Annotated in this window: 24 protein-coding genes; 20 read left to right on the forward strand and 4 right to left on the reverse strand. The window is 63.3% G+C overall.

Translation table 11 applies throughout. The annotated features are described in order from the left end of the window. Positions 1-11 precede the first annotated feature (11 nt). The 3 genes from AC1DSF_RS16450 to AC1DSF_RS16460 are packed head-to-tail and all read right to left on the reverse strand — an operon-like array spanning position 12 to position 2,808. Complete coding sequence (locus AC1DSF_RS16450) at positions 12-1,019, reverse strand: HpcH/HpaI aldolase/citrate lyase family protein (RefSeq protein ID WP_478127272.1); 1,008 nt, start codon at positions 1,017-1,019, stop codon at positions 12-14. 10 nt (positions 1,020-1,029) lie between these two features. Further along, entirely contained in the window at positions 1,030-1,806 is a 777-nt protein-coding gene (gene tam / locus AC1DSF_RS16455; RefSeq protein WP_478127273.1) for a trans-aconitate 2-methyltransferase, read from the reverse strand. A gap of 15 nt (positions 1,807-1,821) precedes the next feature. Beyond that, on the reverse strand, positions 1,822-2,808 hold the full coding sequence (locus AC1DSF_RS16460; RefSeq protein WP_478127274.1) for a malate dehydrogenase: 987 nt from the start codon (positions 2,806-2,808) through the stop codon (positions 1,822-1,824). A gap of 189 nt (positions 2,809-2,997) precedes the next feature. On the opposite strand from AC1DSF_RS16460, the gene AC1DSF_RS16465 reads away from it, so the two are divergent. The 19 genes from AC1DSF_RS16465 (at position 2,998) to accD (ending at position 22,372) form a co-directional block, all read left to right on the forward strand. Beyond that, positions 2,998-3,759, forward strand: coding sequence for a GntR family transcriptional regulator (locus AC1DSF_RS16465; protein ID WP_478127275.1), 762 nt, complete (start codon positions 2,998-3,000; stop codon positions 3,757-3,759). A 121-nt stretch (positions 3,760-3,880) separates the two neighbouring features. Then, positions 3,881-4,324 (forward strand): succinate dehydrogenase, cytochrome b556 subunit, encoded by a 444-nt coding sequence (sdhC, locus tag AC1DSF_RS16470; RefSeq protein WP_478127276.1) that lies wholly within the window; start codon positions 3,881-3,883, stop codon positions 4,322-4,324. Positions 4,325-4,337: 13 nt separating this feature from the next. Next, positions 4,338-4,703, forward strand: coding sequence for a succinate dehydrogenase, hydrophobic membrane anchor protein (gene sdhD / locus AC1DSF_RS16475; protein WP_478127277.1), 366 nt, complete (start codon positions 4,338-4,340; stop codon positions 4,701-4,703). Between the two features lie 87 nt (positions 4,704-4,790). Then, positions 4,791-6,599, forward strand: a complete 1,809-nt coding sequence (sdhA, locus tag AC1DSF_RS16480; protein WP_478127278.1) for a succinate dehydrogenase flavoprotein subunit — start codon at positions 4,791-4,793, stop codon at positions 6,597-6,599. A 46-nt stretch (positions 6,600-6,645) separates the two neighbouring features. Further along, on the forward strand, positions 6,646-7,347 hold the full coding sequence (locus tag AC1DSF_RS16485; protein WP_478127279.1) for a succinate dehydrogenase iron-sulfur subunit: 702 nt from the start codon (positions 6,646-6,648) through the stop codon (positions 7,345-7,347). A gap of 16 nt (positions 7,348-7,363) precedes the next feature. Then, a complete protein-coding gene (locus AC1DSF_RS16490; protein ID WP_478127280.1) occupies positions 7,364-7,666 on the forward strand; it encodes an FAD assembly factor SdhE in 303 nt (100 codons plus the stop codon). Positions 7,667-7,689: 23 nt separating this feature from the next. Beyond that, entirely contained in the window at positions 7,690-9,000 is a 1,311-nt protein-coding gene (gltA, locus tag AC1DSF_RS16495; protein WP_478127281.1) for a citrate synthase, read from the forward strand. Between the two features lie 143 nt (positions 9,001-9,143). After that, entirely contained in the window at positions 9,144-9,284 is a 141-nt protein-coding gene (locus AC1DSF_RS16500; protein ID WP_478127282.1) for an entericidin A/B family lipoprotein, read from the forward strand. Between the two features lie 147 nt (positions 9,285-9,431). Beyond that, a complete protein-coding gene (locus AC1DSF_RS16505; RefSeq protein ID WP_478127283.1) occupies positions 9,432-10,376 on the forward strand; it encodes a LysR substrate-binding domain-containing protein in 945 nt (314 codons plus the stop codon). Between the two features lie 43 nt (positions 10,377-10,419). Beyond that, positions 10,420-11,841 (forward strand): 3-isopropylmalate dehydratase large subunit, encoded by a 1,422-nt coding sequence (gene leuC, locus AC1DSF_RS16510; RefSeq protein ID WP_478127284.1) that lies wholly within the window; start codon positions 10,420-10,422, stop codon positions 11,839-11,841. A 16-nt stretch (positions 11,842-11,857) separates the two neighbouring features. Then, positions 11,858-12,508, forward strand: coding sequence for a 3-isopropylmalate dehydratase small subunit (gene leuD, locus AC1DSF_RS16515; RefSeq protein ID WP_478127285.1), 651 nt, complete (start codon positions 11,858-11,860; stop codon positions 12,506-12,508). Between the two features lie 43 nt (positions 12,509-12,551). Beyond that, positions 12,552-13,640, forward strand: coding sequence for a 3-isopropylmalate dehydrogenase (gene leuB, locus AC1DSF_RS16520; protein ID WP_478127286.1), 1,089 nt, complete (start codon positions 12,552-12,554; stop codon positions 13,638-13,640). Positions 13,641-13,730: 90 nt separating this feature from the next. Then, on the forward strand, positions 13,731-14,873 hold the full coding sequence (gene asd / locus AC1DSF_RS16525) for an aspartate-semialdehyde dehydrogenase (protein WP_478127287.1): 1,143 nt from the start codon (positions 13,731-13,733) through the stop codon (positions 14,871-14,873). Between the two features lie 164 nt (positions 14,874-15,037). Further along, positions 15,038-17,779 carry a motility hub landmark protein FimV gene (locus tag AC1DSF_RS16530; protein WP_478183138.1) on the forward strand — a complete coding sequence of 914 codons (2,742 nt, stop codon included), beginning with the start codon at positions 15,038-15,040 and terminating at the stop codon, positions 17,777-17,779. A gap of 26 nt (positions 17,780-17,805) precedes the next feature. After that, the gene (gene truA, locus AC1DSF_RS16535; protein ID WP_478127289.1) at positions 17,806-18,618 is read left to right on the forward strand and encodes a tRNA pseudouridine(38-40) synthase TruA; all 813 of its coding nucleotides are present in this window, start codon (positions 17,806-17,808) and stop codon (positions 18,616-18,618) included. After that, complete coding sequence (locus AC1DSF_RS16540) at positions 18,615-19,301, forward strand: phosphoribosylanthranilate isomerase (RefSeq protein ID WP_478127290.1); 687 nt, start codon at positions 18,615-18,617, stop codon at positions 19,299-19,301. The genes truA and AC1DSF_RS16540 overlap by 4 nt, the downstream gene beginning before the upstream one ends. A 54-nt stretch (positions 19,302-19,355) precedes the next feature. Beyond that, positions 19,356-20,633, forward strand: a complete 1,278-nt coding sequence (trpB, locus tag AC1DSF_RS16545) for a tryptophan synthase subunit beta (protein ID WP_478127291.1) — start codon at positions 19,356-19,358, stop codon at positions 20,631-20,633. Beyond that, positions 20,630-21,475 carry a tryptophan synthase subunit alpha gene (gene trpA / locus AC1DSF_RS16550; RefSeq protein WP_478127292.1) on the forward strand — a complete coding sequence of 282 codons (846 nt, stop codon included), beginning with the start codon at positions 20,630-20,632 and terminating at the stop codon, positions 21,473-21,475. Before trpB ends, trpA begins: the two co-directional genes overlap by 4 nt. Positions 21,476-21,499: 24 nt before the next feature. Next, on the forward strand, positions 21,500-22,372 hold the full coding sequence (gene accD, locus AC1DSF_RS16555) for an acetyl-CoA carboxylase, carboxyltransferase subunit beta (RefSeq protein WP_478127293.1): 873 nt from the start codon (positions 21,500-21,502) through the stop codon (positions 22,370-22,372). 21 nt (positions 22,373-22,393) lie between these two features. Here the strand turns inward: accD and AC1DSF_RS16560 are convergent, their stop codons facing one another. After that, on the reverse strand, positions 22,394-22,954 hold the full coding sequence (locus tag AC1DSF_RS16560; RefSeq protein ID WP_478127294.1) for a YggT family protein: 561 nt from the start codon (positions 22,952-22,954) through the stop codon (positions 22,394-22,396). 50 nt (positions 22,955-23,004) lie between these two features. Between AC1DSF_RS16560 and AC1DSF_RS16565 the strand changes: the two genes are divergently transcribed. Further along, positions 23,005-23,652, forward strand: a complete 648-nt coding sequence (locus AC1DSF_RS16565; protein WP_478127295.1) for an LON peptidase substrate-binding domain-containing protein — start codon at positions 23,005-23,007, stop codon at positions 23,650-23,652. Positions 23,653-23,717 lie beyond the last annotated feature (65 nt).

The following is a 23,717-nucleotide window of genomic DNA, read 5'->3' on the forward strand; positions in this document are numbered from 1 at the left end:
GGGGTTGGGTTTCAGGGTGACGACGGGGCAAACCATGCCCGCGCCTCGCTTGGCAAGGTGCGGCCTGTGGCGTGCGCCCGTTCCAAGACCTGCCAGAAATGGCGGTAACTGGCGCGGTCATGCAATGTGCCATCGATGCTGACCGGCGCCCAAGCGGCATCGCTTGCGGCCGCGATTATTTTTGTAGCGATTTGAATCTGCCGATCATCGGGCGAAAACGCTTCGAGGATCGGGCGGATCTGGCTGGGGTGAATGCTCCACATGCGAGTGAAGCCGTACTCGTTGGCTGCTTTTTTGGCTGCTCCACGCATGGCTTCGATGTCGTTGAATTCGGTGACGACGCAATGCGAGGGCACTTTGCCGTGCGCGTGGGCGGCGGAAGCGATTTCAAGCTTGGCGCGCACCACCAGTGGATGAGTGAACTGGCCGGCAGCCCCCATGCCATCGGCCGGAATCGCACCGCCATGAGCGGACACGAAATCCATCAAGCCAAAGCTGAGCGACTGCACCCGCGAATGGGCTGCGATCTCGAATGAATGGTGAACGGCGAGCGGCGATTCGATCAACACGTGCAAAGGCAGTGCTTCGGCGCCGGCGGCATCGAGTGCTTCAACCGCCACGTGCACGTCTTCGATCGATTCGACCTTCGGCACCATCAGGTGGCTGAGCCGGTGGCCGGCGAGCCCCGCGATGGTGATCACGTCACCCGCAAAAGCCGGGTGATTGACCGGATGCACACGGACCCCGACTCGCATGGCCGGATCGGCAGCGAGCGCGAGTTCAGTGACCAGCGCCGCATGTTCCGCCTCGCCGCCAACAGGAGCGCCGTCCTCGCAATCCAGCGTGACGTCGAAGACGCAGGCGCCGAACTCCGCGGCCATCTCCGCCTGCAAGGCAAGGCTCTTGCGCATGCGCGCCTCGACTCCGCTGTAGTGATCGCAAACGGGCAGCACGACCGCGCCGGCCTGGGCGCCGAGGAGAACCTGGCGCGGATGAACAACTGACGAATCCGCGCTCATTCGTGCAACCTCATGCCTTTCGCCGCGCGACGATGAACATGCGCGGGAATGCAAGCAGCAAGCGGCCGTCGGCTCGCGGTGGGTATGAAGTCGCAATCCGGCGCTCGTATTCAGCCAGGTAACTGGCCTGCAGCTCCGGGGTCAGGCGGTCGACGAAAGGCTTGAGGCCGGTGCCGCGAACCCATTCGACGATGGACGCCGCGGAAGCCATCGGATGTTGATAGGCGGTACGCCAGACATCCACGTTTTCCGCGTCTGCGGCGAGGAGGTCGTAGTAGCCCTCAATGCCCAGCAGTTCCGTGCGCACCCTGTCCGCATCGCCGATGGCCTGCGCCCACGGCGCTTCGCCCGCGACCTCGCGCATCACGCGATGCGTAGGCTCCTGCCGGTTGTCGGGCATCTGGATCGCCAGAACGCCGCCTGGCGCCAACGCAGCGAAGAGCCTCGGAATGAGCGTCCCGTGATCAGGCACCCATTGAAGAGCCGCGTTCGCGTAGATGAGGTCGGGTGGCGACTCCGGCTGCCACGCGGAGATGTCGCTGAGCTCGAAGCGCGCCTGCGGCAGACGCTCGCGCGCACTCTTCAGCATGGCTTCGGAGTTGTCGGTCCCAACGACTTGCGCCGCCGGAAACCGATGCACCAGCAGCTCGGTGGAATTGCCCGGGCCGCAGCCGAGGTCGTATATGCGAGCGGCCTCTGTCAGAGGCACCCGCGCAAGCAGTTCCTGCGCGGGGCGCGTGCGCTCATCCTCGTATCGACGATAGAGCGCGGGGTTCCAGTCGAGCATGGCTGGCGTGCGTACTCAGAGCAGATGGGCGACGCCAGCCTGTTCGTCTTGCAGTTCCTTGAGCGTCTTGTTGATGCGCTCCTGGCTGAAAGCGTCGATCTCGAGTCCTTCGACCAGCTTGTATTCGCCGTTCTCGGTGGTGACCGGGAAACCGAAGATCACGTCCTTGGGGATGCCGTATTGGCCGTCGGACGGGATGCCCATCGTGACCCACTTGCCCTTCGAGCCCAAAGCCCAGTCGCGCATGTGGTCGATGGCGGCATTGGCCGCCGACGCAGCCGACGACAGGCCGCGCGCTTCGATGATCGCGGCGCCGCGCTTGCCGACGGTCGGCAGGAACACGTCGGCGTTCCAGACCTGGTCGTTGATCAGGTCCTTGACGCTCTTGCCGCCGACGGTGGCAAAGCGGTAGTCGGCGTACATCGTGGGCGAGTGGTTGCCCCAGACTGTGAGCTTCTCGATGTCGCCCACGGCCGTGCCGGTCTTGGCGGCGATCTGGCTGGCTGCGCGGTTGTGGTCGAGGCGCAGCATGGCGGTGAAATTCTTGCGCGGCAGGCTCGGTGCGCTCTTCATGGCGATGTACGCATTGGTGTTGGCAGGGTTGCCGACCACGAGCACCTTGACGTTGCGGCTCGCGACCTGGTCGAGCGCCTTGCCCTGGGCGGTAAAGATCTGGGCGTTGGCGGCCAGCAGGTCGGCGCGCTCCATGCCGGGTCCGCGTGGGCGAGCGCCTACCAGCAACGCGTAGTCGGCGTCCTTGAAGGCGACCAGCGGGTCACCCGTAGGGACCACGCCCGCGAGCAGCGGAAACGCGCAATCTTCCAGTTCCATGATGACGCCCTTGAGCGCCTTCTGGGCCTTCTCGTCGGGGATCTCGAGCAGTTGCAGGATGACCGGCTGGTCCTTGCCGAGCATTTCGCCGGAGGCGATGCGGAACAGCAGGGCGTAACCGATTTGGCCAGCGGCGCCGGTGACGGCAACGCGAACAGGCTTTTTGCTCATGGGAAAACTCCAGGAAATGGTGAAAACGGTGCATGGCCGCGGAGTGCGGCCGCGAGGTCGGCCCGGACGATGGCGCCCTGGCTTCAGGCCGTCTGCGATTTTATGCCGATTTGAAGTAGCGATGGCGCCTGTCTTATGTCTTATATAAGATGTCGACCGCGCGGCGCCCCAGCCCTGCGATCGACTCTCATGACCACCACCCCCACTGCCATCGCGGATCTCTCGGCACCGTCGTTCAGCCCGCTCTATCAGCAGATCAAATCCTTGATCCTGCAGAGCCTGCACGCCGGCGAGTGGAAACCGGGGGAGCCGATCCCGAGCGAAATCGACCTTGCCGCGCGCTTCCGCGTCAGCCAAGGCACGGTGCGCAAGGCGATCGACGAGTTGGCTGCCGAAAACCTCGTTGTGCGTCGCCAGGGCAAGGGCACCTTCGTCGCGACCCATGCCGAACAACATGTCCAATACCGCTTCCTGAAGCTGGTGCCCGACAGCGGCGACGTCGACAGCGAAGGCCCCGCCCAGCGCGAAATCGTCGACTGCCGGCGTCAGCGCGCCACCGCCGACGTTGCACGCCTGCTGGCGCTTCGCACCGGCGATGCCGTGCTGCAAGTGCGGCGCGTGCTGGCCTACCGCGGTACGCCCACCATCCTCGAAGACCTCTGGCTACCCGGCGCGCCTTTCAAGGGACTCACGGCAGAGCGCCTCGCTGCATGGCACGGACCGATGTATTCATTGTTCGAGACCGAGTTCGGCGTTCGCATGGTCCGCGCCGAAGAAAAGATTCGCGCAGTGTTGCCCGACGCCGCGCAGGCCGCGCTACTCGCGGTGCCGGCTGCGACCCCGCTGCTCAGCGTCGAACGGGTCGCCCACACTTACCACGACACCCCGATGGAATTGCGCCGCGGCCTCTACAGGACCGACTCCCATCATTACCGCAACCAGCTCGGGTGATGTACCGTCCTACCCTCTCGCAAGCCGCGAGCAACACGCTTGTTGCATTGCAATAGAATTTTGAGTTGTTTGCATTTCTGCTACAGAGCAAGCCGCCCCTCGAAAAATTCCGAAAGTCCCCATGACAGAGCTGGCCACACCACCCCGACCGCGACGTGAATTCCGCAACATCAACGCCATCACCGACTTGACCACCTACCGGCTCCCTCCGGCCGGCGTGGTGTCGATCCTTCACCGCGTGAGCGGCGTGCTGTTGTTCCTGCTGATGCCTTTCATCATCTGGATGTTCGACACCTCCGTGTCTTCCGAGATCTCGTTCGCCCGCTTCAAAGCCGCCTTCAGCAGCGGCCTTGGTTTCGTGCCGGGCTGGTTCATCAAGCTCGTTGTGCTCGCGATGATCTGGGCTTACCTGCATCACTTCACCGCCGGCCTGCGCCATCTGTGGATGGATGTGAGCCACAAGGCCGTGAACAAGGATTTCGGCAAGAGCTCTGCCGTCGCCACGCTGGCGATCAGCATTCTGCTGACCATCGTCCTCGGCGCCAAGCTGTTCGGCCTCTACTGACAAGGAACATTCGATGTCTGTGAACTACGGCTCCAAGCGCACTGTTGTCGGTGCGCATTACGGTTTGTTCGATTGGCTCAGCCAGCGCATCACGGGCGCGCTGATGGCGATCTTCACCATCATCCTGCTGGCGCAGGTGATCTTCTCGCGAGGCCCGATCGGCTACGACCTTTGGGCTGGCATCTTTGCCGCGCAATGGATGAAGGTGCTTACCTTCGTCGTGATTGCATCGCTGCTCTATCACGTGTGGGTCGGCATGCGCGACGTCTGGATGGACTACGTCCGACCTGTCGGCATTCGCCTCTTGCTGCAAGTCTTCACGATGGTCTGGCTTCTGGCCTGCGCGGGCTGGGCCATTCAAGTGCTTTGGAGGCTGTGATGCCTCCAAGCTTTTCGTTTCACGTAACCGTTGTCCCCCGAGAGGGCGAGGCCTCCCTTCGGACGGCCCGGCAGGAGTCCTGACCCCATGACCTATACAAAAGAACAAATCACGAAGCGCAGGTTCGACGTCGTCATCATCGGCGCCGGCGGTTCCGGCATGCGCGCCTCGCTGCAATTGGCGCGTGCCGGCCTCAACGTGGCCGTGCTGTCCAAGGTATTTCCGACGCGCTCGCACACCGTCGCCGCGCAGGGCGGGGTCGGCGCCTCGCTCGGCAACATGAGCGAAGACAACTGGCACTATCACTTCTACGACACGATCAAGGGTTCCGACTGGCTCGGCGACCAGGACGCGATCGAATTCATGTGCCGTGAAGCTCCGAAGGTCGTCTACGAACTCGAACACTTCGGCATGCCGTTCGACCGCAATCCGGACGGCACGATCTACCAGCGCCCCTTCGGCGGGCACACGGCCAACTACGGCGAGAAACCTGTGCAGCGTGCCTGCGCGGCGGCTGACCGCACCGGCCATGCGATGCTGCATACGCTCTATCAAAAGAACGTCGAAGCTCGCACCCAGTTCTTCGTCGAATGGATGGCGCTGGACCTGATCCGTGACGCCGACGGCGACGTGGTCGGCGTCACCGCCCTCGAAATGGAAACCGGCGACCTGCACATCCTGCAGGCCAAGACGGTGCTGCTGGCCACCGGCGGCGCGGGACGCATCTTCGCGGCATCGACCAACGCATTCATCAACACCGGCGACGGACTGGGCATGGCCGCACGCGCTGGCATTCCCTTGCAGGACATGGAGTTCTGGCAGTTCCACCCGACCGGTGTGGCCGGCGCCGGCGTGCTGCTGACCGAAGGCTGCCGCGGCGAGGGCGCGATCCTGCTGAACAGCAACGGTGAGCGCTTCATGGAGCGCTACGCGCCAACCCTGAAGGACCTCGCACCCCGTGACTTCGTCTCGCGTTCGATGGACCAGGAGATCAAGGAAGGCCGAGGCTGCGGTCCCAACAAGGACTACGTGCTGCTGAAGCTCGATCACCTCGGCGCAGAAACGATCCACAAGCGCCTGCCCTCGGTGTATGAGATCGGCGTCAATTTCGCCAACGTCGACATCACCAAGGAGCCGATCCCGGTCGTGCCGACGATTCACTATCAGATGGGCGGCATTCCCACCAACATCAACGGCCAGGTCGTCGTCCAGCAAGGCGAGGACAACAGTGCCGTGGTCAATGGGCTCTATGCCGTCGGCGAATGCTCATGCGTGAGCGTGCACGGTGCCAACCGCCTGGGCACGAATTCGCTGCTCGACCTGCTGGTTTTCGGCCGCGCGGCCGGCAACCACATTGTCGAATTCAACGACAAGCTGAAGGAACACAAGCCGCTGCCGGCCGACGCCGCCGACCGCACCTTGGAGCGCCTCAACCAACTCGAACAATCCACCAGCGGCGAATACGCGCAGGACGTGGCCAACGAGATCCGCGCGGTCATGCAGCAGCACGCTGCGGTGTTTCGCAAGCAGGCGTCCATGGATGAAGGCGTCCAGAAGATCGCCGCGGTGCGCGAACGCGTTGCCGCCGTCACCCTCAAGGACAAGTCGCGGGTTTTCAACACGGCACGCATCGAGGCACTGGAAGTCGACAACCTGATCGAAGTCGCGCAGGCAACAATGGTTTCGGCCGCCGCACGCAAGGAATGCCGCGGCGCTCATACGGTCGAAGACTACGAGCGCCCGGCGGACGATCCCGTCGCGCCGCTCGGCCGGGACGACGTCAACTGGATGAAGCACACGCTTTGGTACAGCCAGGACAACCGCCTCTCGTACAAGCCCGTCAAGCTGCAGCCACTGACTGTCGACTCCGTGCCGCCCAAGGTCCGCACGTTCTGATATTCGACGATCAGCCTTTCCACGTCACAAGATCACAAGGCCCACGATGAAGCGCACATTTCAAATTTATCGCTACGACCCGGACAAGGACGCCAAGCCCTACATGCAAACCGTCGAGATCGAACTCGACGGTCACGAACGCATGCTGCTCGATGCGCTGATGAAGCTCAAGGCGCAGGACCCGAGCCTGTCATTCCGGCGCTCATGCCGCGAGGGCGTTTGCGGCTCGGACGCCATGAACATCAATGGCAAGAACGGCTTGGCCTGTCTCACCAACATGCTGACGCTCAAGGGCACGATCGTGCTGAAGCCTCTGCCCGGCCTGCCCGTCATCCGCGATCTGATCGTCGACATGACGCAGTTCTTCAAGCAGTACAACTCGATCAAACCGTATCTTCAGAACGACACGGTTCCGCCCGAAAAGGAACGCCTCCAGTCGCCGGAAGAGCGCGACGAGCTCAACGGGCTCTATGAGTGCATCCTCTGCGCGAGTTGCTCGACCAGTTGCCCCAGCTTCTGGTGGAATCCAGACAAATTCGTCGGCCCGGCGGGACTGCTTCAGGCCTACCGCTTCATCGCGGACAGCCGAGACGAAGCCACTGGCGAGCGCCTCGACAACCTCGAAGACCCGTACCGCCTGTTCCGTTGCCACACGATCATGAATTGCGTGGACGTGTGCCCGAAGGGCCTGAACCCCACGAAGGCCATCGGCAAGATCAAGGAATTGATGGTGCGCCGCGCCATCTAAGCCAAGCCTGGACATCATGCAAGCCACGGACGACCTCAACCAGCCGATCAGCGAGCGAGCGCTGAGCAAGCTGAAATGGCGTTGTCGGCGCGGCTTGCTCGAAAACGACCTGTTCATTGCCCGCTTTTTCGAGCGGCACGAGGCAAGCCTGACCGTTGGGCAGGCGCAGGCACTGGAGACATTGATGGACCTGTCAGACAACGATCTGCTCGACCTTTTGCTTCGCCGAAAGGAGCCTGAGCCCGAACGGGCCGGGGCCGGAGTGATCGAACTGCTGCAGTTGATGCGCACTGATGGCGCGCAATTCCTATCTTCCTGAACATATCCATTGAAAGACCCGAAATGAAAGCATCCGAGACCAAGGCCACACTGTCATTCAGCAACGGCGGCCAAAACGTCGATCTACCCATCTACAAGGGAACGATGGGCCCCGACGTGATTGACATCCGCAAGCTGTACGCGCAGACGGGCATGTTCACCTACGACCCGGGCTTCATGTCGACGGCCTCGTGCGAATCCGCCATCACCTACATCGACGGCGACAAGGGCGAACTGCTCTATCGCGGCTATCCCATCGAGCAACTCGCGACCAACTGCGACTTCCTCGAAACCTGCCACCTGCTGCTGTACGGTGAGCTGCCCAACGCCGATCAAAAGGTGGGCTTCACGAAACTCGTGACCAACCACACGATGGTCAACGAGCAGATGCAGTTCTTCCTGCGAGGCTTCCGCCGTGATGCGCACCCAATGGCGATCATGACGGGCCTGGTGGGCGCGTTGTCGGCCTTCTATCACGACAGCACGGACATCAACAATCCGAAGCATCGCGAAATCGCCGCGATCCGCCTGATCGCCAAGATGCCGACCCTGGTCGCCATGGCTTACAAGTACACCGTGGGCCAGCCCTACATGTACCCGAAGAACGAACTCAGCTACGCGGGCAACTTCCTGCACATGATGTTCGCGACCCCCTGCGAAGAGTACAAGGTCAGCCCCGTGCTCGAGCGCGCGCTCGACCGCATCTTCATCCTGCATGCAGACCACGAGCAGAACGCCTCGACCTCGACGGTGCGCCTGTGCGGCTCGTCGGGCACCAACCCGTTCGCGGCCATCGCAGCGGGCGTCGCCTGCCTCTGGGGCCCGGCGCATGGTGGCGCGAATGAAGCGGCACTCAATATGCTCTACGACATCCAGAAGGCTGGCGGCGTCGAAAAGATCGGCGAGTTCATCAAGCAGGTCAAGGACAAGAACTCCAACGTCAAGCTGATGGGCTTCGGGCATCGTGTCTACAAGAACTACGATCCGCGCGCCAAGCTGATGCAGGAAACCTGCAAGGAAGTCCTCGGCGAGTTGGGCCTTGAGAACGACCCATTGTTCAAACTGGCCATGGCGCTTGAAAAGATCGCTTTGGAAGACGAATACTTCGTGTCGCGCAAGCTCTACCCGAACGTGGACTTCTACTCGGGCATCGTGCAGCGCGCCATCGGCATTCCGGTGCCGCTCTTCACCGCCGTCTTTGCGCTGGCACGCACGGTCGGTTGGATTGCCCAGCTGAACGAAATGATCGGTGACCCGGACTACAAGATTGGCCGTCCGCGCCAGTTGTTCGAAGGCTCGCCCAAGCGCGACGTCAAGCCGATCACCCAACGCTGATTCCGGTTGGCCCTCAGCCAGGAAAGCTGCCTTCGGGCAGCTTTTTTGCGTTTCGGCTTACAGGATCGAATTCACCGGATCGGTAGCTTCGCGATCGGAGGGTCACTCCTTCATCCGTCAATTCGAATCCTAAGGAGTTCATCATGAAAAAGATCGCTGCACTGGTCGCCGTCACCTTCGCCTTCGTCTTTCCGCTCGCCGGCTGCAACACCATGAAGGGCGCGGGCCAAGATATACAGAAGGGTGGGCAAAAGATGGAAGACGCGGCGCAGAAGAAGCAATAGCGCAAAAGCAAACGCGAAGGCAATGCAAACAGATGCTGCGGCGCTCATCGCGCCGCGGCAATAAAGTCATCGCAGATCACGATGACCACGCATTGAAAACAGAGAGAAAATAGGGCTCACCATCTCTGAACGAGATGCCACAGCCCCATGAACTCCTCCGAACGCAGCTTCGCCCGCCGCATCGACCTGACGTCGCTGCAATTGTTCGTGGCCGTCTGCGAATTGGGCAGCATCGGACGGGCGGCAGAGCGCGAGTTCATCGCGGCCTCCGCCATCAGCAAGCGCCTGTCGGACCTCGAGGCCACCCTCGGCACTCCTCTCCTCTATCGGCATGCGCGCGGCGTCGACCTGACTCCCGCGGGCGAAAGCCTGCTCCATCACGCCAGATCGGTCCTCTACAGCCTTGAGAAGATGCAGGGCGAACTGAGCGAATACGCGGATGGCGTGCGCGGCCACGTGCGGGTTCACGCCAATATTTCCGCAATCGTCCAGTTTTTGCCGGAAGACCTCGGGGCCTTCGCGCGCGAGCACGACGCCATCAAGATCGACCTTGAAGAGCATCTCAGCAGCGAGGTGGTCCGGGCCGTGCACGAAGGCGCCGCCGACGTGGGCGTTTGCCATCTGCCAGAGGGCACGGGCGAACTGCAGAGTCTGCTCTATCGCAAGGACTCGCTGGTCTTGGTCGTCCCGGCGGGGCATCCGCTTGGCGTGAATCAAGCCGTTGATTTCGCGGACTCCCTGGATTTCGACCACGTCGGGCTGCACACCAACAGTTCCATCTACGTTGCCATGCACCAGGCCGCGCTTGCCGAAAATCGCACCATCAAGCTGCGCATTCACGTCACAGGACTCGATGCCATGTGCCGAATGATCGACAACGGGTTGGGCATTGGGGTCATGCCGTTTCGCGCTTTCGAACTCATGCAGGGCGGCATCGCCGGTGGCTTGAAAAGCATCGCGCTCAACGACGGATGGGCTGCACGCGAAATCCGCCTGATCGCGCGCGATTTCTCCACCTTGCCCGTAGCGGCCCGGACGCTCGTCAAACATCTGCATGCGCCTTCCGGGGCCTCTGACCAACTCACCGCGTAGGCACCTCCGCACGACACAATCATCACCCACGAAAGAGACCACCATGGCACGCACGCTCTACGACAAGCTTTGGGACGAACACGTCGTCCATACGGAAGAAGACGGCACCGCGATCCTCTACATCGACCGTCACCTCGTCCATGAAGTGACCAGCCCCCAGGCGTTCGAAGGACTGCGCGAAGCCGGGCGAAAGCTGTGGCGCATCAGCTCTGTCGTGGCCACGGCCGATCACAACACGCCGACCACTCATTGGGAGCGCGGCTATGACGGCATCGCCGATCCGATCAGCAAGGAGCAGATCACCACGCTCGACACCAACATCAAGGAATTCGGCGCGGCCGCGTTCTTTCCGTTCCTGAGCAAGCGCCAGGGCATCGTGCACGTGATCGGCCCCGAATCCGGTGCCACGCTGCCGGGCATGACGGTCGTATGCGGCGACTCGCACACCTCCACGCACGGCGCGTTCGGCGCGCTCGCGCATGGCATTGGCACGAGCGAAGTCGAGCACGTCATGGCCACTCAGACGCTGCTCGCCAAGAAGGCGAAGAACATGCTCGTGAAGGTCGAGGGCAAACTGCCGCTGGGCTGCACGGCCAAGGACATCGTGCTCGCGATCATCGGCAAGATCGGCACCGCGGGCGGCACGGGCTACACCATCGAATTTGCCGGGTCCGCGATTCGCGACCTGAGCATGGAAGGCCGCATGACGGTGTGCAACATGGCGATCGAAGCCGGCGCGCGCGCCGGGCTGGTCGCCGTGGACCAAAAGACGATCGACTACGTCAAGGGACGTCCGCTCTCGCCCAACGGCGTCGAGTGGGACCAGGCCGTGGCCTACTGGAGCACGCTGCACTCCGATGCCGGCGCGCATTTCGACACCGTGGTCGAACTCGACGCAACGCAGATCAAGCCGCAGGTGACGTGGGGTACTTCGCCCGAGATGGTTGTGCCGGTCGACGGCCGCGTGCCCGATCCGGACAAGGAAAAGGACGCGAACAAGCGCGGCGCGATCGAACGCGCCCTCACCTACATGGGGTTGGAACCGAACAAGCCCATGAACGACATCCTTATCGACAAGGTGTTCATCGGCTCCTGCACCAACAGCCGCATCGAGGACATGCGCGAAGCCGCCGCCATGGTCAAGAAGCTGGGGCAGAAGGTCGCGAAGAACGTCAAGCTCGCGATGGTGGTTCCCGGGTCCGGCCTCGTGAAGGAGCAGGCCGAGCGAGAAGGCCTCGACCAGATCTTCAAGGCCGCAGGTTTCGAGTGGCGCGAACCGGGCTGTTCGATGTGCCTCGCGATGAATGCCGACCGCCTGGAGCCGGGCGAGCGCTGCGCGTCGACCAGCAACCGCAATTTCGAAGGACGCCAAGGCGCGGGTGGTCGCACCCATCTTGTCAGCCCGGCCATGGCCGCGGCCGCTGCCGTGCACGGCCATTTTGTCGACGTGCGTCAATTCGCCTGAACCAGGAGCACACACCATGCAGAAATTCACCGTGCACAAGGGCCTCGTGGCGCCGATGGACCGCGAGAACGTCGACACTGACGCCATCATTCCCAAGCAATTCCTGAAGTCGATCCGCAAGACCGGCTTCGGCCCCAACCTGTTCGATGCCTGGCGCTACCTGGACCCGGGCGAGCCGGGCCAGGACCCGAAGTCCCGCAAGCCGAATCCGGCTTTCGTGCTGAACCAGCCGCGCTACGCGGGCGCTTCGGTGCTGCTTGCGCGCAAGAACTTCGGCTGTGGGTCGTCCCGCGAGCACGCGCCGTGGGCGCTCGATCAATACGGCTTTCGCGCCATCATCGCGCCGAGCTATGCCGACATCTTCTTCAACAACAGCTTCAAGAATGGCCTGCTGCCGATCGTGCTGAGCGAATCGCAGGTCGCGCAGCTCTTTGACGAGACCTTCGCGTTTCCAGGCTACAGCCTGACGATCGACCTTGAACGCCAGGTCGTGGTCAAGCCGGACGGCGCCGAGATTCCGTTCGAAGTCCAGGCTTTCCGCAAGTACTGCCTGATCAATGGTCTGGACGACATCGGCCTCACCTTGCGCCACAAGGACAAGATCAAGGCTTTCGAAACAGAACGCCTGACTACGAAGCCTTGGCTGACTCATCAGCTGATCGCCTGACCCCTCACCGCCCCAAAACACAACCTCCGGAAGACAGACCTTCATGAAAATCGCAGTACTCCCCGGCGACGGCATCGGCACCGAGATCGTGGCCGAGGCACTCCGCGTCCTCGAAGCGCTTGACCTCTCATTTGAGACCGAATCGGCGCTTGTTGGTGGCGCAGCCTACGAGGCGCATGGACACCCGCTGCCCGAATCCACGCTCAAGCTTGCCAAAGAAGCCGACGCGGTTCTCTTCGGGGCCGTGGGCGATTGGAAATACGACAAACTCGAGCGCTCCCTGCGGCCGGAGCAGGCCATTCTTGGCTTGCGCAAGAACCTTGGCCTGTTCGCGAATTTTCGACCGGCGATTTGCTATGAGCAGCTAGTGGATGCGTCCAGCCTCAAGCCCGAACTGATCGCGGGGCTCGACATCCTCATCATCCGGGAACTCACTGGCGACATCTATTTCGGCCAGCCGCGCGGCCGCCGCACCGCAACCGACGGCCACTTCCCCGGCACCGAAGAAGCCTTCGACACCATGCGCTACTCGCGCCCGGAAGTCGAGCGGATCGCCCACGTGGCATTCCAGGCGGCGCGCAAGCGCAGCAAGCGCGTGACCAGCGTGGACAAGGCCAATGTGCTGGAGACTTTCCAGTTCTGGAAGGACATCGTGACCGAGGTCGGCAAAGAATATCCGGACGTCGAGCTCGACCACATGTACGTCGACAACGCGGCCATGCAATTGGTCAAGGCGCCCAAGAAGTTCGACGTGGTGGTCACCGGCAACATGTTCGGCGACATTCTTTCCGACGAAGCCGCGATGCTCACCGGCTCGATCGGCATGCTGCCCTCGGCGTCGCTCAACTCGAGCAATCAGGGCCTTTACGAGCCCAGCCACGGAAGTGCGCCAGACATCGCGGGCAAAGGGGTTGCCAACCCTTTGGCTACAATCTTGTCCGCTGCCATGATGCTCCGCTTTTCCCTGAACCAACCCGAAGCTGCCGACCGAATCGAGTCGGCGGTCAAGTACGTGCTGGCTCAGGGTTTGCGTACGGCAGACATATGGTCCGCTGGTACCACCAAGGTCGGAACCCGCGAAATGGGCGATGCTGTGGTGGCTGCCATCACCAAAAAGACGATTACCGGCTAACCGCAGCCCGATTCGTCACGCCCCTCCCCGGCTCTGACGAGCCGGGCGCAAAGAGAAGACAACTTTCTTTTTTCACAAGGGCAAACTGAAATGGCGAACGCAAATCAACCTCTTGTCGGCCTCGTAGGCTGGCGCGGCATGGTCGGCTCGGTCCTGATGGATCGCATGCAGGCCGAAGGCGACTTCGGACTGATCGAGCCGGTTTTCTTCTCGACTTCCAATGCAGGCGGCAAGGCCCCGGCAATGGCGAAGAACGAGACTACGCTGAAGGATGCCCATGACATCGATGCACTCAAGAAGTGCGACATCGTCATCACGGCCCAGGGCGGCGACTACACCACCGAAGTTTTCCCGAAGCTGCGCGCGGCTGGATGGAAGGGGCATTGGATCGATGCGGCGTCCACGCTGCGCATGAACGATGACGCAATCATCGTGCTCGATCCGGTCAATCTGCCCGTCATCGAAAACGCTCTGGCCAAGGGCGGCAAGAACTGGATCGGCGGCAATTGCACCGTCAGTTGCATGCTCATGGGCGTCGGTGCGCTCTACAAGGCAGGCTTGGTCGAGTGGATGACCAGCATGACCTACCAGGCAGCTTCCGGCGGTGGCGCGCAGCACATGCGCGAGTTGCTCACCCAGTTCGGCACGATCAACGCCGAAGTCCGCGCGCTCCTCGACGATCCGAAGTCTGCCATCCTCGAAATCGACCGCAAGGTACTCGCCAAGCAACAATCCCTCTCCGCGGCTGAAACGGCGAACTTCGGTGCGCCTCTCGGCGGCAGCCTCATCCCTTGGATCGACAAGGATCTGGGCGACGGCATGAGCAAGGAAGAATGGAAGGGCGGCGCAGAGACCAACAAGATCCTGGGCCAAGGCGCGGGCTTCGGAACGGCCGAGACCCCCGTAGACGGCTTTTGCGTTCGGATCGGTGCGATGCGCTGCCACAGCCAGGCGCTCACCTTCAAGCTCAAGAAGAACGTGTCCGTGGCCGACGTCGAGGCATTGATTGCTGCCGACAACCCGTGGGTCAAGGTCGTTCCGAACAATCGCGAAGCCACGGTCAAGGACCTGACGCCGGTTGCAGTCACCGGAACGATGTCGATCCCGGTTGGGCGCCTTCGCAAGCTGGCGATGGGCCCCGAATATCTCGGCGCATTCACCATCGGAGATCAACTGCTTTGGGGCGCGGCCGAACCGCTGCGCCGCATGCTGCGCATCCTTCTGGAAGCCTGAGCCGGCGCCAGCGCGTCCTCCGGGACGCGCGCCGTTGCTGCGCCGCAACGGGCGATGCATGACGAAGTTTGCACGCACTGGGTAGATAAGGCCTGTTGCCTTGTCACTGGGGGGTGTTGATGTTAACGTCCCCTTACACTTTGGGCCGAGCTGCCCCTTACAGCATGACACGACAACCGTTGACCGCGGCCCGCCTCTCGGCCACACGTCCCGCTCCGACGACCATCGGTCGTGGGCAGCTTTCAGTACTAAGTGCAGCTGTCGCGGTGGCCTTGGGGGCGTTCAGCGCCGACACGAGCGCCGTCACGCTGGGGCGCCTCAACATCCAATCAGCCCTCGGCGAACCACTTCGCGCTGAAGTCGAAGTTGCGGACATCACTCCAGCCGAAGCGGACGGCCTCAAAGTCAGCATCGCTTCGTCGGAAGCCTTCAAGGCAGCGGGAGTGCCCTATAACTCAGCGCTTTCCGACGTCCGTGTCGGCGTCCAGCGGCGGACTGATGGGCGCTACGTGGTGCGACTCACCAGCAACCGGCTGGTCAGCGAACCATTCATCGATCTGCTGCTGGAAGCCAACTGGAGTTCCGGACGAATCGTCCGCGACTACACGGTACTGCTCGATCCTCCTACCAGCCGCCAGGCAGCCGCGCCCGTTGCGCCAACGGCGCCACAGATCAGCGCGCGACCGCAATCCGCGGCACCCGTCGCGGTTCAGGCACCGCCGGTTCGCTCGCAGCGGCCCGCTGCGGCGCCGGTAGCACCTCCGGCGCCCGATGCGGTTCGCACGGGAACAGGCTCGGGATCCGGATCGGGAGACCAGCAGGTCACCGTGAAAGCAGGCGACACCGCGAGCAAGATTGCCGGCGCGTACAAGCCCGCCGACGTATCGCTCGACCAGATGCTGGTGGCGCTTCTACGCGCCAATCCCAATGCCTTCATCGGTGGGAACGTCAATCGGATCAAGGCGGGCGCGGTGCTGGAAGTGCCAGGTGCTTCACAAGCCGAAGCGATTCCGCCGGGTGACGCCAAGCGCACTGTCGTCGCACAGAGCCGTGATTTCGGCGATTACCGCCGACGTCTTGCGGAAAACGCACCGGCGTCCCAGGTGGCCGATGCCAGCCGCCAGGCGACCGGCAAGCTGCAAGCCAATGTCGAAGATCGCAATGCAGCGAACGCCTCCAGCGACAAGCTGAAGATTTCGCAGGGCATCGCGGCGGGCCACGCCAGCGACGAGCAGATTGCCCAAGCCCGACAGGCACAGGAAAGCAACGCCCGCGTTGCCGAGTTGTCGAAGAACATCAGCGATCTGAACAAGCTGCAAGCTGCCGGCACCAATGCTTCGCCTGCCGCTGCCGCGAGTTCTGCGTCTGGCGTTCCAGCCGCGGCCACTGCTCCTGCTCCTGCTCCTGCTCCTGCTCCTGCTCCTGCTCCTGCTCCTGCCTCTGCTCCCGCCGCCACTGCGGCGCCAAGCGCTACAGCCACGCCCGCATCTCCCGCAGTTCCACCACTCGTCGCACCGACCTCTCCCGCGGCCGCCGTAGCCAGCACTTCCGCAGCAACCGCTCCTGCGCCTGCGGCAGGCGCAACGCCGGGCGCAGATGCTCCCGCACCGGCACCTGCACCGGCCGCCGCGGCCATACCGGCGCCGAAGGCGGCAAAGCCGGCTGCGCCCCCACCTGCCGAGCCAAGTTTCATGACGGAGTTGCTCGACAACCCTCTCATGGTTGGAGCGGCGGCGCTGATCGCCTTGCTGATCGGATTCCTGCTCTACCGAGTGCTTGGCCGCAAGCGCCGCGACGCTGGCGACAGCGTGTTCATCGAAAGCCGGATTCCCAAGGACTCCTTCTTCGGCGCCAGCGGAGGCGAATCGGTCGACACGAAGAATCGTGGGAATTCGGTCGTTTCGTCGCTGTCTTACTCGCCGAGCCAACTCGATGCCGGCGATGTCGATCCTGTCGCGGAAGCCGATGTCTACCTGGCCTACGGTCGCGATCTGCAAGCCGAGGAAATCCTGCGCGAGGCACTGCGTGCCAATCCCGAGCGCACCGCGATTCACCTCAAGTTGCTCGAGATCCACGCCAAGCGCCGTGACCTGCGCGCCTACGAAGCGCTCGCCGCAGACGTCCACAAGTTGACCGGCGGAGCCGGCACCGAATGGAACCGCGTGGTCGAACTCGGCAAAGAGCTGGATCCTGGCAACCCGTTGTACGAGTCGGGCAGCCGCGGCGTCTCCGCAGCGGAAGCGGCAGCCTTCGCTGGAACGCTTGCAGCGGCCTCGACGGCGCCGGCCCCCTTGGCCGCAAGCACCGCAGAACCGGCGGCAGCGCCCCCACCTGCCTTCGTTCCCTCCGTCGCACCGCTGGACTTCGACCTCGACTTGAGCAAGCCGCCGGCACCCGCCGCAACGGCGCCGGCGCCCATCAGCGCCACGCTTCCGCCCGTGCCGCCCCAGCCCATCCGCGAGATCCCTCGTGCGGTCCCGACCAACGGCGGCATGAACGGGCATGCCGCTCCAACGCAGGCACCGAAGCTCGATCTCGAGAACGACTTCGATACCGCTCCCGGTGCACTGGAGCCGATCACGCGCGCACCTTCATCGTCCGATGACGAGCGCACGCTGCCGGCGCCGCTGCGCGCCGGTTTACCCGCCGACTCCGGTTTCATCGAATTCGACATGAGTTCGCTGGCGGGCCTTTCCAGCCGGACGACCGGCGACACCGAACGCGGTCGCCTCGAAACCGTGGAGGAAAACGGCGAAGGTCCGCACGCGATCAAGCTCTCCCTGGCGCGCGAGCTCAAGGCCCTCGGCGACGTCGAAGGCGCTCGCTCGCTGGTGGAGGAAGTTGCCGCCGAAAGCTCCGGCGACGTCAAGGCCGAGGCCAAGCAGTTGCTCGGTCAGCTGCGCTGAGCGGCCGTGCGGCCGCCGCTCCCGTCGTGAGACTGGCTCTGGGCATCCGCTACAACGGCCAGGCCTACGAAGGCTGGCAAAGCCAGCTTTCGGGCCGTACCGTCCAGGACAAGCTCGAAGCGGCGCTGGCCAAATTCGCAGCGCAGCCGATCTCCACGCTCTGCGCAGGCCGCACTGACACAGGCGTCCACGCGCTGATGCAGGTGGTGCATTTCGACACCTCTGTTGAACGAGCGCCCTTCTCGTGGATGCGCGGCACCAACCGCTATCTGCCCGACGACATTGCCGTGCAATGGGCACAGCCCGTCCCTGCTCAGTTTCACTGTCGCGCGAGCGCGTTGACTCGCCGCTACGTCTACATCCTTTCCCAATCGCCCGTTCGCCCCAGCCTTGATGCTGGACGCGTAGGCTGGTCGATGCATCCACTGGACGGAGACGCAATGCGTGCCGCTGCCGGGATGCTCGTGGGCCAGCACGATTTCAGTTCGTTTCGCGCTTCCGCCTGCCAGGCTCGTTCGCCGGTCAAGGACCTGCGCCGAATAGTCGTCACCCGGCATGGGGACACCGACCGTTGCCGTTGGCACTTTGAGTTCGAGGCCGACGCATTCCTTCATCACATGATCCGCAACATCATGGGCTGTCTGGTGCGCATCGGCCGGGGCGACGAGCGGCCCGAATGGATGCTCGAAGTGCTCGAAGCCCGCAGCCGCGTGGTTGCGGCGCCGACCTTCTCGCCCAACGGCCTCTACTTCCTTGGACCGTTGTACGCCGCGGAATGGGGTCTACCTGCGGAGGCCACGATCGACCGTGGTGGCGCTGCGTATGATGGCCCGCCATGAATGTCGCCGCCCCACTCGCTCGCACCCGAGTCAAGATCTGCGGGCTGACGCGCGAACAGGATGTTGAGGCCGCAGTGGAAGCCGGCGCGGACGCGGTCGGCTTTGTCCTCTATGCGGCCAGCCCGCGCGCGGTGACGACGGAGCGAGCTGCCGAATTGGCCGCACGCCTTCCGCCCTTCGTGACGCCCGTCCTGCTTTTCGTGAACGAGGCGCCCGCCAGAAGCATGCATGCCCTCTCCTCCGTAGCCGGCGCCACGGCCCAGTTTCACGGTGACGAATCACCTGAGCAATGTTGGCAAGGTTGCGGCCAGGGCACGCACCGTTACATGCGGGCAGCCCGCATTCCCCTGGGGGCTGCCGGCGCAGCCTTCGACCTCGTAAAATACGCGTCCGATTACTCCCACGCCCAAGCCATCCTGCTCGACGCCCATGTCGAAGCCTATGGCGGCGGCGGCAAGGCATTCGATTGGTCACTTCTTCCACCCGCCGTCGACGCTCACCTCGTCTTGAGTGGTGGGCTCACACCTGCAAACGTGGGCGATGGCATTCGCCAGCTACGGACTCGCTGCAAGTCGCTGTCCGTTGATGTGAGTTCCGGTGTCGAAGCCTCCAAGGGCATCAAGGACGCCGCAAGGATTCGCGAATTCGTCGCCGCAGTTCGTGCGGCCGACGCCTCCTCCTAGTTTGCAGTCGGCAGCCCGTCTCGACCGTCGGGTGCCGGCCCACTGATCGAGACCATGAAAACCTACCAGCAACCCGACGCCAGCGGCCACTTCGGCATCTACGGCGGCACCTTCGCCAGCGAAACGCTGACCCACGCCATCAACGAATTGCGCGATGCCTACGCGAAGTACAAGGACGATCCGGAGTTCCTTGCCGAGTTTCGATACGAGCTCGCGCACTTCGTCGGCCGGCCCTCGCCGATCTACCACGCAGCGCGCACCAGCCGAGAAATGGGCGGCGCACAGATCTACCTGAAGCGCGAAGACCTCAACCACACCGGCGCCCACAAGGTGAACAACACCATAGGCCAGGCCATGCTGGCCAAGCGAATGGGCAAGCCCAGGGTGATCGCCGAAACCGGGGCGGGCCAGCACGGGGTGGCAACCGCCACCATTTGCGCGCGCTACGGGCTCGAATGCGTGGTCTACATGGGCAGCCAGGATGTCAAGCGCCAGAGCCCCAATGTCTACCGGATGAACCTGCTGGGCGCGACCGTCGTGCCGGTGGAGTCCGGCAGCAAGACCTTGAAGGACGCCCTCAACGAGGCCATGCGCGACTGGGTCACAAACGTGGAGAACACGTTCTACATCATCGGCACGGTCGCCGGTCCGCACCCCTACCCCACCATGGTGCGCGACTTCCAGAGCGTGATCGGCAACGAATGCATCGAGCAGATGCCAGCGATGCTCGCAGCGCAGGGCACCGGCCACGCAGTTGAAGGCAGGCAGCCCGATGTGGTGGTCGCGTGCGTCGGCGGCGGCAGCAACGCGATGGGCATCTTTCATCCCTACATACCGTTCGAAGGCACGCGGCTGATCGGTGTCGAAGCGGCCGGCGAAGGCCTGGACAGCGGCAAGCATTCGGCTTCGATCCTGCGCGGCAGCCCCGGCGTGCTGCACGGCAATCGCACCTATCTCCTGCAAAACGAAGACGGCCAGGTGACGGAAACCCACAGCATCAGCGCCGGTCTGGACTATCCCGGCGTAGGACCTGAGCACGCCTATCTTGCGGACATCGGCCGCGCCGAGTACGTCGGCATCACGGATACCGAGGCTTTGGAGGCGTTTCACTATCTGTGCCGCACCGAAGGCATCATCCCCGCGCTGGAATCGAGCCATGCAGTGGCCTATGCCATGAAGCTGGCAAAGACAATGCGCCCGGACCAATCGATCCTGGTCAATCTCTCCGGCCGGGGCGACAAGGACATCGGCACCGTCGCCGACCTATCAGGTGTCGACTTCTATGACCGCCCTTCGATGCGCGGCCTCCATGTGAAGGGAGGCAAGGCATGAGCCGCATTGCAGCCACCTTCGAAGCCCTGCGGACCCTCGGTCGCAGGGCGCTGATTCCGTATGTGACGGCAGGCTTCCCGTACGCCGACGTCACGCCCGAACTCATGCATGGCATGGTCGAGGCGGGCGCCGATGTAATCGAACTCGGCGTCCCGTTTTCCGACCCGATGGCCGACGGTCCCGTGATCCAGCAGGCCGGCGAGGCCGCCCTTGCCTTGGGCATCGGCATGAAGCAGGTCCTCGCCATGGTCGCCGCCTTCCGCCAAATGGATGGCGCTACGCCGGTGGTGCTGATGGGGTATGCCAATCCGGTCGAGCGCTATGACGGCGTGCATGGCAAGGGCAGTTTCATCAGCGATGCCGCCGCGGCCGGCGTGGACGGCCTTCTGGTTGTCGACTATCCGCCCGAGGAGTGCGAGCAATTCGCCGCCGACCTCAAGGCGCACAACATCGACCTGATCTTCCTCCTCGCGCCCACAAGCACGGATGAACGCATGGCGCAAGTCGGACGCATCGCCTCTGGCTACGTCTACTACGTGTCGCTCAAAGGGGTGACTGGCGCCGGCAACCTCGACACCGAAGCCGTCGGCCAGATGATTCCCCGCATCCGCCAGCACGTCAAAGTGCCAGTTGGCGTGGGCTTCGGCATCCGCGACGCACGCACCGCGCAAGCCGTCGGCTCGGCGGCAGACGCTGTCGTCATCGGAAGCCGGATCATTCAATTGATCGACGGCCAGCCGCGCGACGCTGTCGTGCCCCTGGTGCGGGAATTCCTGACCGGAATCCGGCAAGCACTCGACGCCCTGCCCGCTGCAATCCCCAAGAACGCGGCTGGCCGATAATCGCCGCCAACACAAGGAGCCCCCATGAGCTGGCTTGAAAAACTGCTACCGCCAAAAATCGCGCCGTCGGACCCGAGCGAGCGTCGCCAGATGCCCGAAGGGCTCTGGATCAAGTGCCCGAGTTGCGAAACCGTGCTGTACAAGACCGACCTGGAACACAACCAGAACGTCTGCCCGAGCTGCGGCCATCATCACCGCATCGGCGCGCGCGCGCGTCTCGACGCCTTCCTCGACTCCGAAGGCCGTTACGAAGTGGGGCAGGAAGTCCTGCCGGTCGACGCCCTCAAGTTCAAGGACAGCCGCAAGTACCCCGAGCGTCTCAAGGAAGCGCTGGAAAACACCGGCGAAACCGACGCGCTCGTCGTCATGGGCGGCTCGGTGCACAGCATCAACGTAGTGGTTGCCTGCTTCGAGTTCGACTTCATGGGCGGCAGCATGGGCAGCGTCGTGGGCGAGCGTTTCGTACGCGGCGTCCAGACGGCAATCGAGCAGAAGGTGCCCTTCATCTGCTTCACCGCGACCGGCGGCGCGCGCATGCAGGAAGGCCTGCTCTCGCTGATGCAGATGGCAAAGACCAACGCGGCGCTGACCCACCTGGCGAAGAAGGGCCTGCCCTATATCAGCGTGCTGACCGATCCGACCATGGGCGGCGTGAGTGCAGGTTTTGCGTTCGTGGGTGACGTGGTGATTGCGGAGCCAAAGGCGCTGATCGGCTTTGCCGGCCCGCGCGTGATCGAATCCACCGTGCGCGTGACCTTGCCGGAAGGCTTTCAGCGGGCCGAATTCCTGCAGACCAAGGGCGCGATCGATTTGATCTGCGACCGGCGCGAACTGCGCAAGACCGTCGCCAGCACCTTGGCGATGCTGCTGCGTCAGCCTGCAGACGCGGTCATTTGACAGACGCCGGAAAGACCGGGCTCACCCTCCGAGGGTGAAGACCGACGCCATCACGCTGCCCAGCACGATGGCGCCGACCTGCAACAGCACGATCGCGACCATGGGCGACAAGTCGACGCCGCCGATGAGCGGAACGAACCGACGCAGCGGCCGCACCAGCGGATTGGCGAGGCGCGCGATCAAGTCCTGAAGCATGGAAGACGCGTTGGGCACCCAGGACAGCACCGCATAGACGATCAGTAGCGCAGTGAGTCCCGAGACTGCGAGTTGCAGCAGCCCGACGAGCGACACCAGCGGCAGGATCGCCCAGCGCCCCAGGCCGCCCATCAGCAACCAGAGAAGAACGAACTTCGCCATGACCAGCAGCCAGGCGGCGATCAGGCTGGCCAAGTCCCAGCGCTTGATCGGCGGCACGATGCGGCGCAGCGGCAGCACGATCCAATCGGTGATCGCGAACACGAAGCGCCCCAGCGGATTGCCGAAAGGCACCCGGTGATATTGCATGTACAGACGCAGCAGGCAAGCGCCGCCCAGAAGGCCGACGATCACGTCGAGCAGGAACGATGGAATCTGATAGAGCATGGCGCGAAGTCGTGAGCGGAATGCGATGATAGCCACGCCAAGGTTCACCGATGACGACACCTCTCGTTCTGCATTCCCTCCCCCTGTTTCCGCTAGGCATCGTGCTGTTTCCCGGCGGACTGCTGCCCTTGCGAATCTTCGAGGTGCGTTACCTGGACATGATCGGCAGATGCCACAAGAATGGGTCGCCCTTCGGCGTGGTCAGCCTCACGCAAGGCTCGGAGGTTCGCAGGGCCGGGGCCGAAGCCGAGAGCTTTGCCGCTGTCGGCACCTTCGCGGCGATCTGCGAATTCGCGTCACCGCAGGCCGGCCTCATGCAGATCGAATGCCTCGGCACGCAGCGCTTTCGCATCCGTTCGAGCGAAATGCAAAAGCACGGGTTGTGGACGGCCAATGTCGAATCCATTGCCGACGATCTGCCTCTCGAAGTCCCTGGCGACTTGCGGCCAGCTGCCGACGCGTTGCGCCGGCTGATCGACACGCTGGAAGAGCGCAGGCGCAACGAAGGTGACGCCACAGTTCGATTGCCGATTCCGGAACCCTACAAGTTCGAAGACTGCGGATGGGTTGCCAATCGCTGGTGCGAACTGCTGCCGGCGCAAACCGAACTCAAGCAGCGCCTGATGGAATTGGACAGTCCGTTGATGCGGCTCGAACTGGTCAGCGACGTCCTGACGCGCACCGGGATCATCGGGTAGCCTGCTACAAGTTCCATAGCGATGGCGCCAATGTCGGCGCCCCGTCGACATCGGCCTGCGGCATG

The sequence above is a fragment of the Variovorax sp. 01N429 genome (assembly GCF_056399425.1).

What these genes read in the sequence shown, in the direction of transcription:
- trpB (WP_478127291.1), top strand. Translation starts at nt 19,356, where the DNA reads ATGAAAACCTACCAGCAACCCGACGCCAGCGGCCACTTCGGCATCTAC.
- leuB (WP_478127286.1), top strand. Translation starts at nt 12,552, where the DNA reads ATGAAAATCGCAGTACTCCCCGGCGACGGCATCGGCACCGAGATCGTG.
- AC1DSF_RS16465 (WP_478127275.1), top strand. Translation starts at nt 2,998, where the DNA reads ATGACCACCACCCCCACTGCCATCGCGGATCTCTCGGCACCGTCGTTC.
- leuD (WP_478127285.1), top strand. Translation starts at nt 11,858, where the DNA reads ATGCAGAAATTCACCGTGCACAAGGGCCTCGTGGCGCCGATGGACCGC.
- asd (WP_478127287.1), top strand. Translation starts at nt 13,731, where the DNA reads ATGGCGAACGCAAATCAACCTCTTGTCGGCCTCGTAGGCTGGCGCGGC.
- sdhD (WP_478127277.1), top strand. Translation starts at nt 4,338, where the DNA reads ATGTCTGTGAACTACGGCTCCAAGCGCACTGTTGTCGGTGCGCATTAC.
- sdhA (WP_478127278.1), top strand. Translation starts at nt 4,791, where the DNA reads ATGACCTATACAAAAGAACAAATCACGAAGCGCAGGTTCGACGTCGTC.
- gltA (WP_478127281.1), top strand. Translation starts at nt 7,690, where the DNA reads ATGAAAGCATCCGAGACCAAGGCCACACTGTCATTCAGCAACGGCGGC.
- AC1DSF_RS16450 (WP_478127272.1), bottom strand. Translation starts at nt 1,019, where the DNA reads ATGAGCGCGGATTCGTCAGTTGTTCATCCGCGCCAGGTTCTCCTCGGC.
- AC1DSF_RS16560 (WP_478127294.1), bottom strand. Translation starts at nt 22,954, where the DNA reads ATGCTCTATCAGATTCCATCGTTCCTGCTCGACGTGATCGTCGGCCTT.
- AC1DSF_RS16530 (WP_478183138.1), top strand. Translation starts at nt 15,038, where the DNA reads ATGACACGACAACCGTTGACCGCGGCCCGCCTCTCGGCCACACGTCCC.
- tam (WP_478127273.1), bottom strand. Translation starts at nt 1,806, where the DNA reads ATGCTCGACTGGAACCCCGCGCTCTATCGTCGATACGAGGATGAGCGC.
- sdhC (WP_478127276.1), top strand. Translation starts at nt 3,881, where the DNA reads ATGACAGAGCTGGCCACACCACCCCGACCGCGACGTGAATTCCGCAAC.
- AC1DSF_RS16500 (WP_478127282.1), top strand. Translation starts at nt 9,144, where the DNA reads ATGAAAAAGATCGCTGCACTGGTCGCCGTCACCTTCGCCTTCGTCTTT.
- AC1DSF_RS16565 (WP_478127295.1), top strand. Translation starts at nt 23,005, where the DNA reads ATGACGACACCTCTCGTTCTGCATTCCCTCCCCCTGTTTCCGCTAGGC.
- AC1DSF_RS16485 (WP_478127279.1), top strand. Translation starts at nt 6,646, where the DNA reads ATGAAGCGCACATTTCAAATTTATCGCTACGACCCGGACAAGGACGCC.
- AC1DSF_RS16490 (WP_478127280.1), top strand. Translation starts at nt 7,364, where the DNA reads ATGCAAGCCACGGACGACCTCAACCAGCCGATCAGCGAGCGAGCGCTG.
- AC1DSF_RS16460 (WP_478127274.1), bottom strand. Translation starts at nt 2,808, where the DNA reads ATGAGCAAAAAGCCTGTTCGCGTTGCCGTCACCGGCGCCGCTGGCCAA.
- AC1DSF_RS16540 (WP_478127290.1), top strand. Translation starts at nt 18,615, where the DNA reads ATGAATGTCGCCGCCCCACTCGCTCGCACCCGAGTCAAGATCTGCGGG.
- AC1DSF_RS16505 (WP_478127283.1), top strand. Translation starts at nt 9,432, where the DNA reads ATGAACTCCTCCGAACGCAGCTTCGCCCGCCGCATCGACCTGACGTCG.
- leuC (WP_478127284.1), top strand. Translation starts at nt 10,420, where the DNA reads ATGGCACGCACGCTCTACGACAAGCTTTGGGACGAACACGTCGTCCAT.
- accD (WP_478127293.1), top strand. Translation starts at nt 21,500, where the DNA reads ATGAGCTGGCTTGAAAAACTGCTACCGCCAAAAATCGCGCCGTCGGAC.
- trpA (WP_478127292.1), top strand. Translation starts at nt 20,630, where the DNA reads ATGAGCCGCATTGCAGCCACCTTCGAAGCCCTGCGGACCCTCGGTCGC.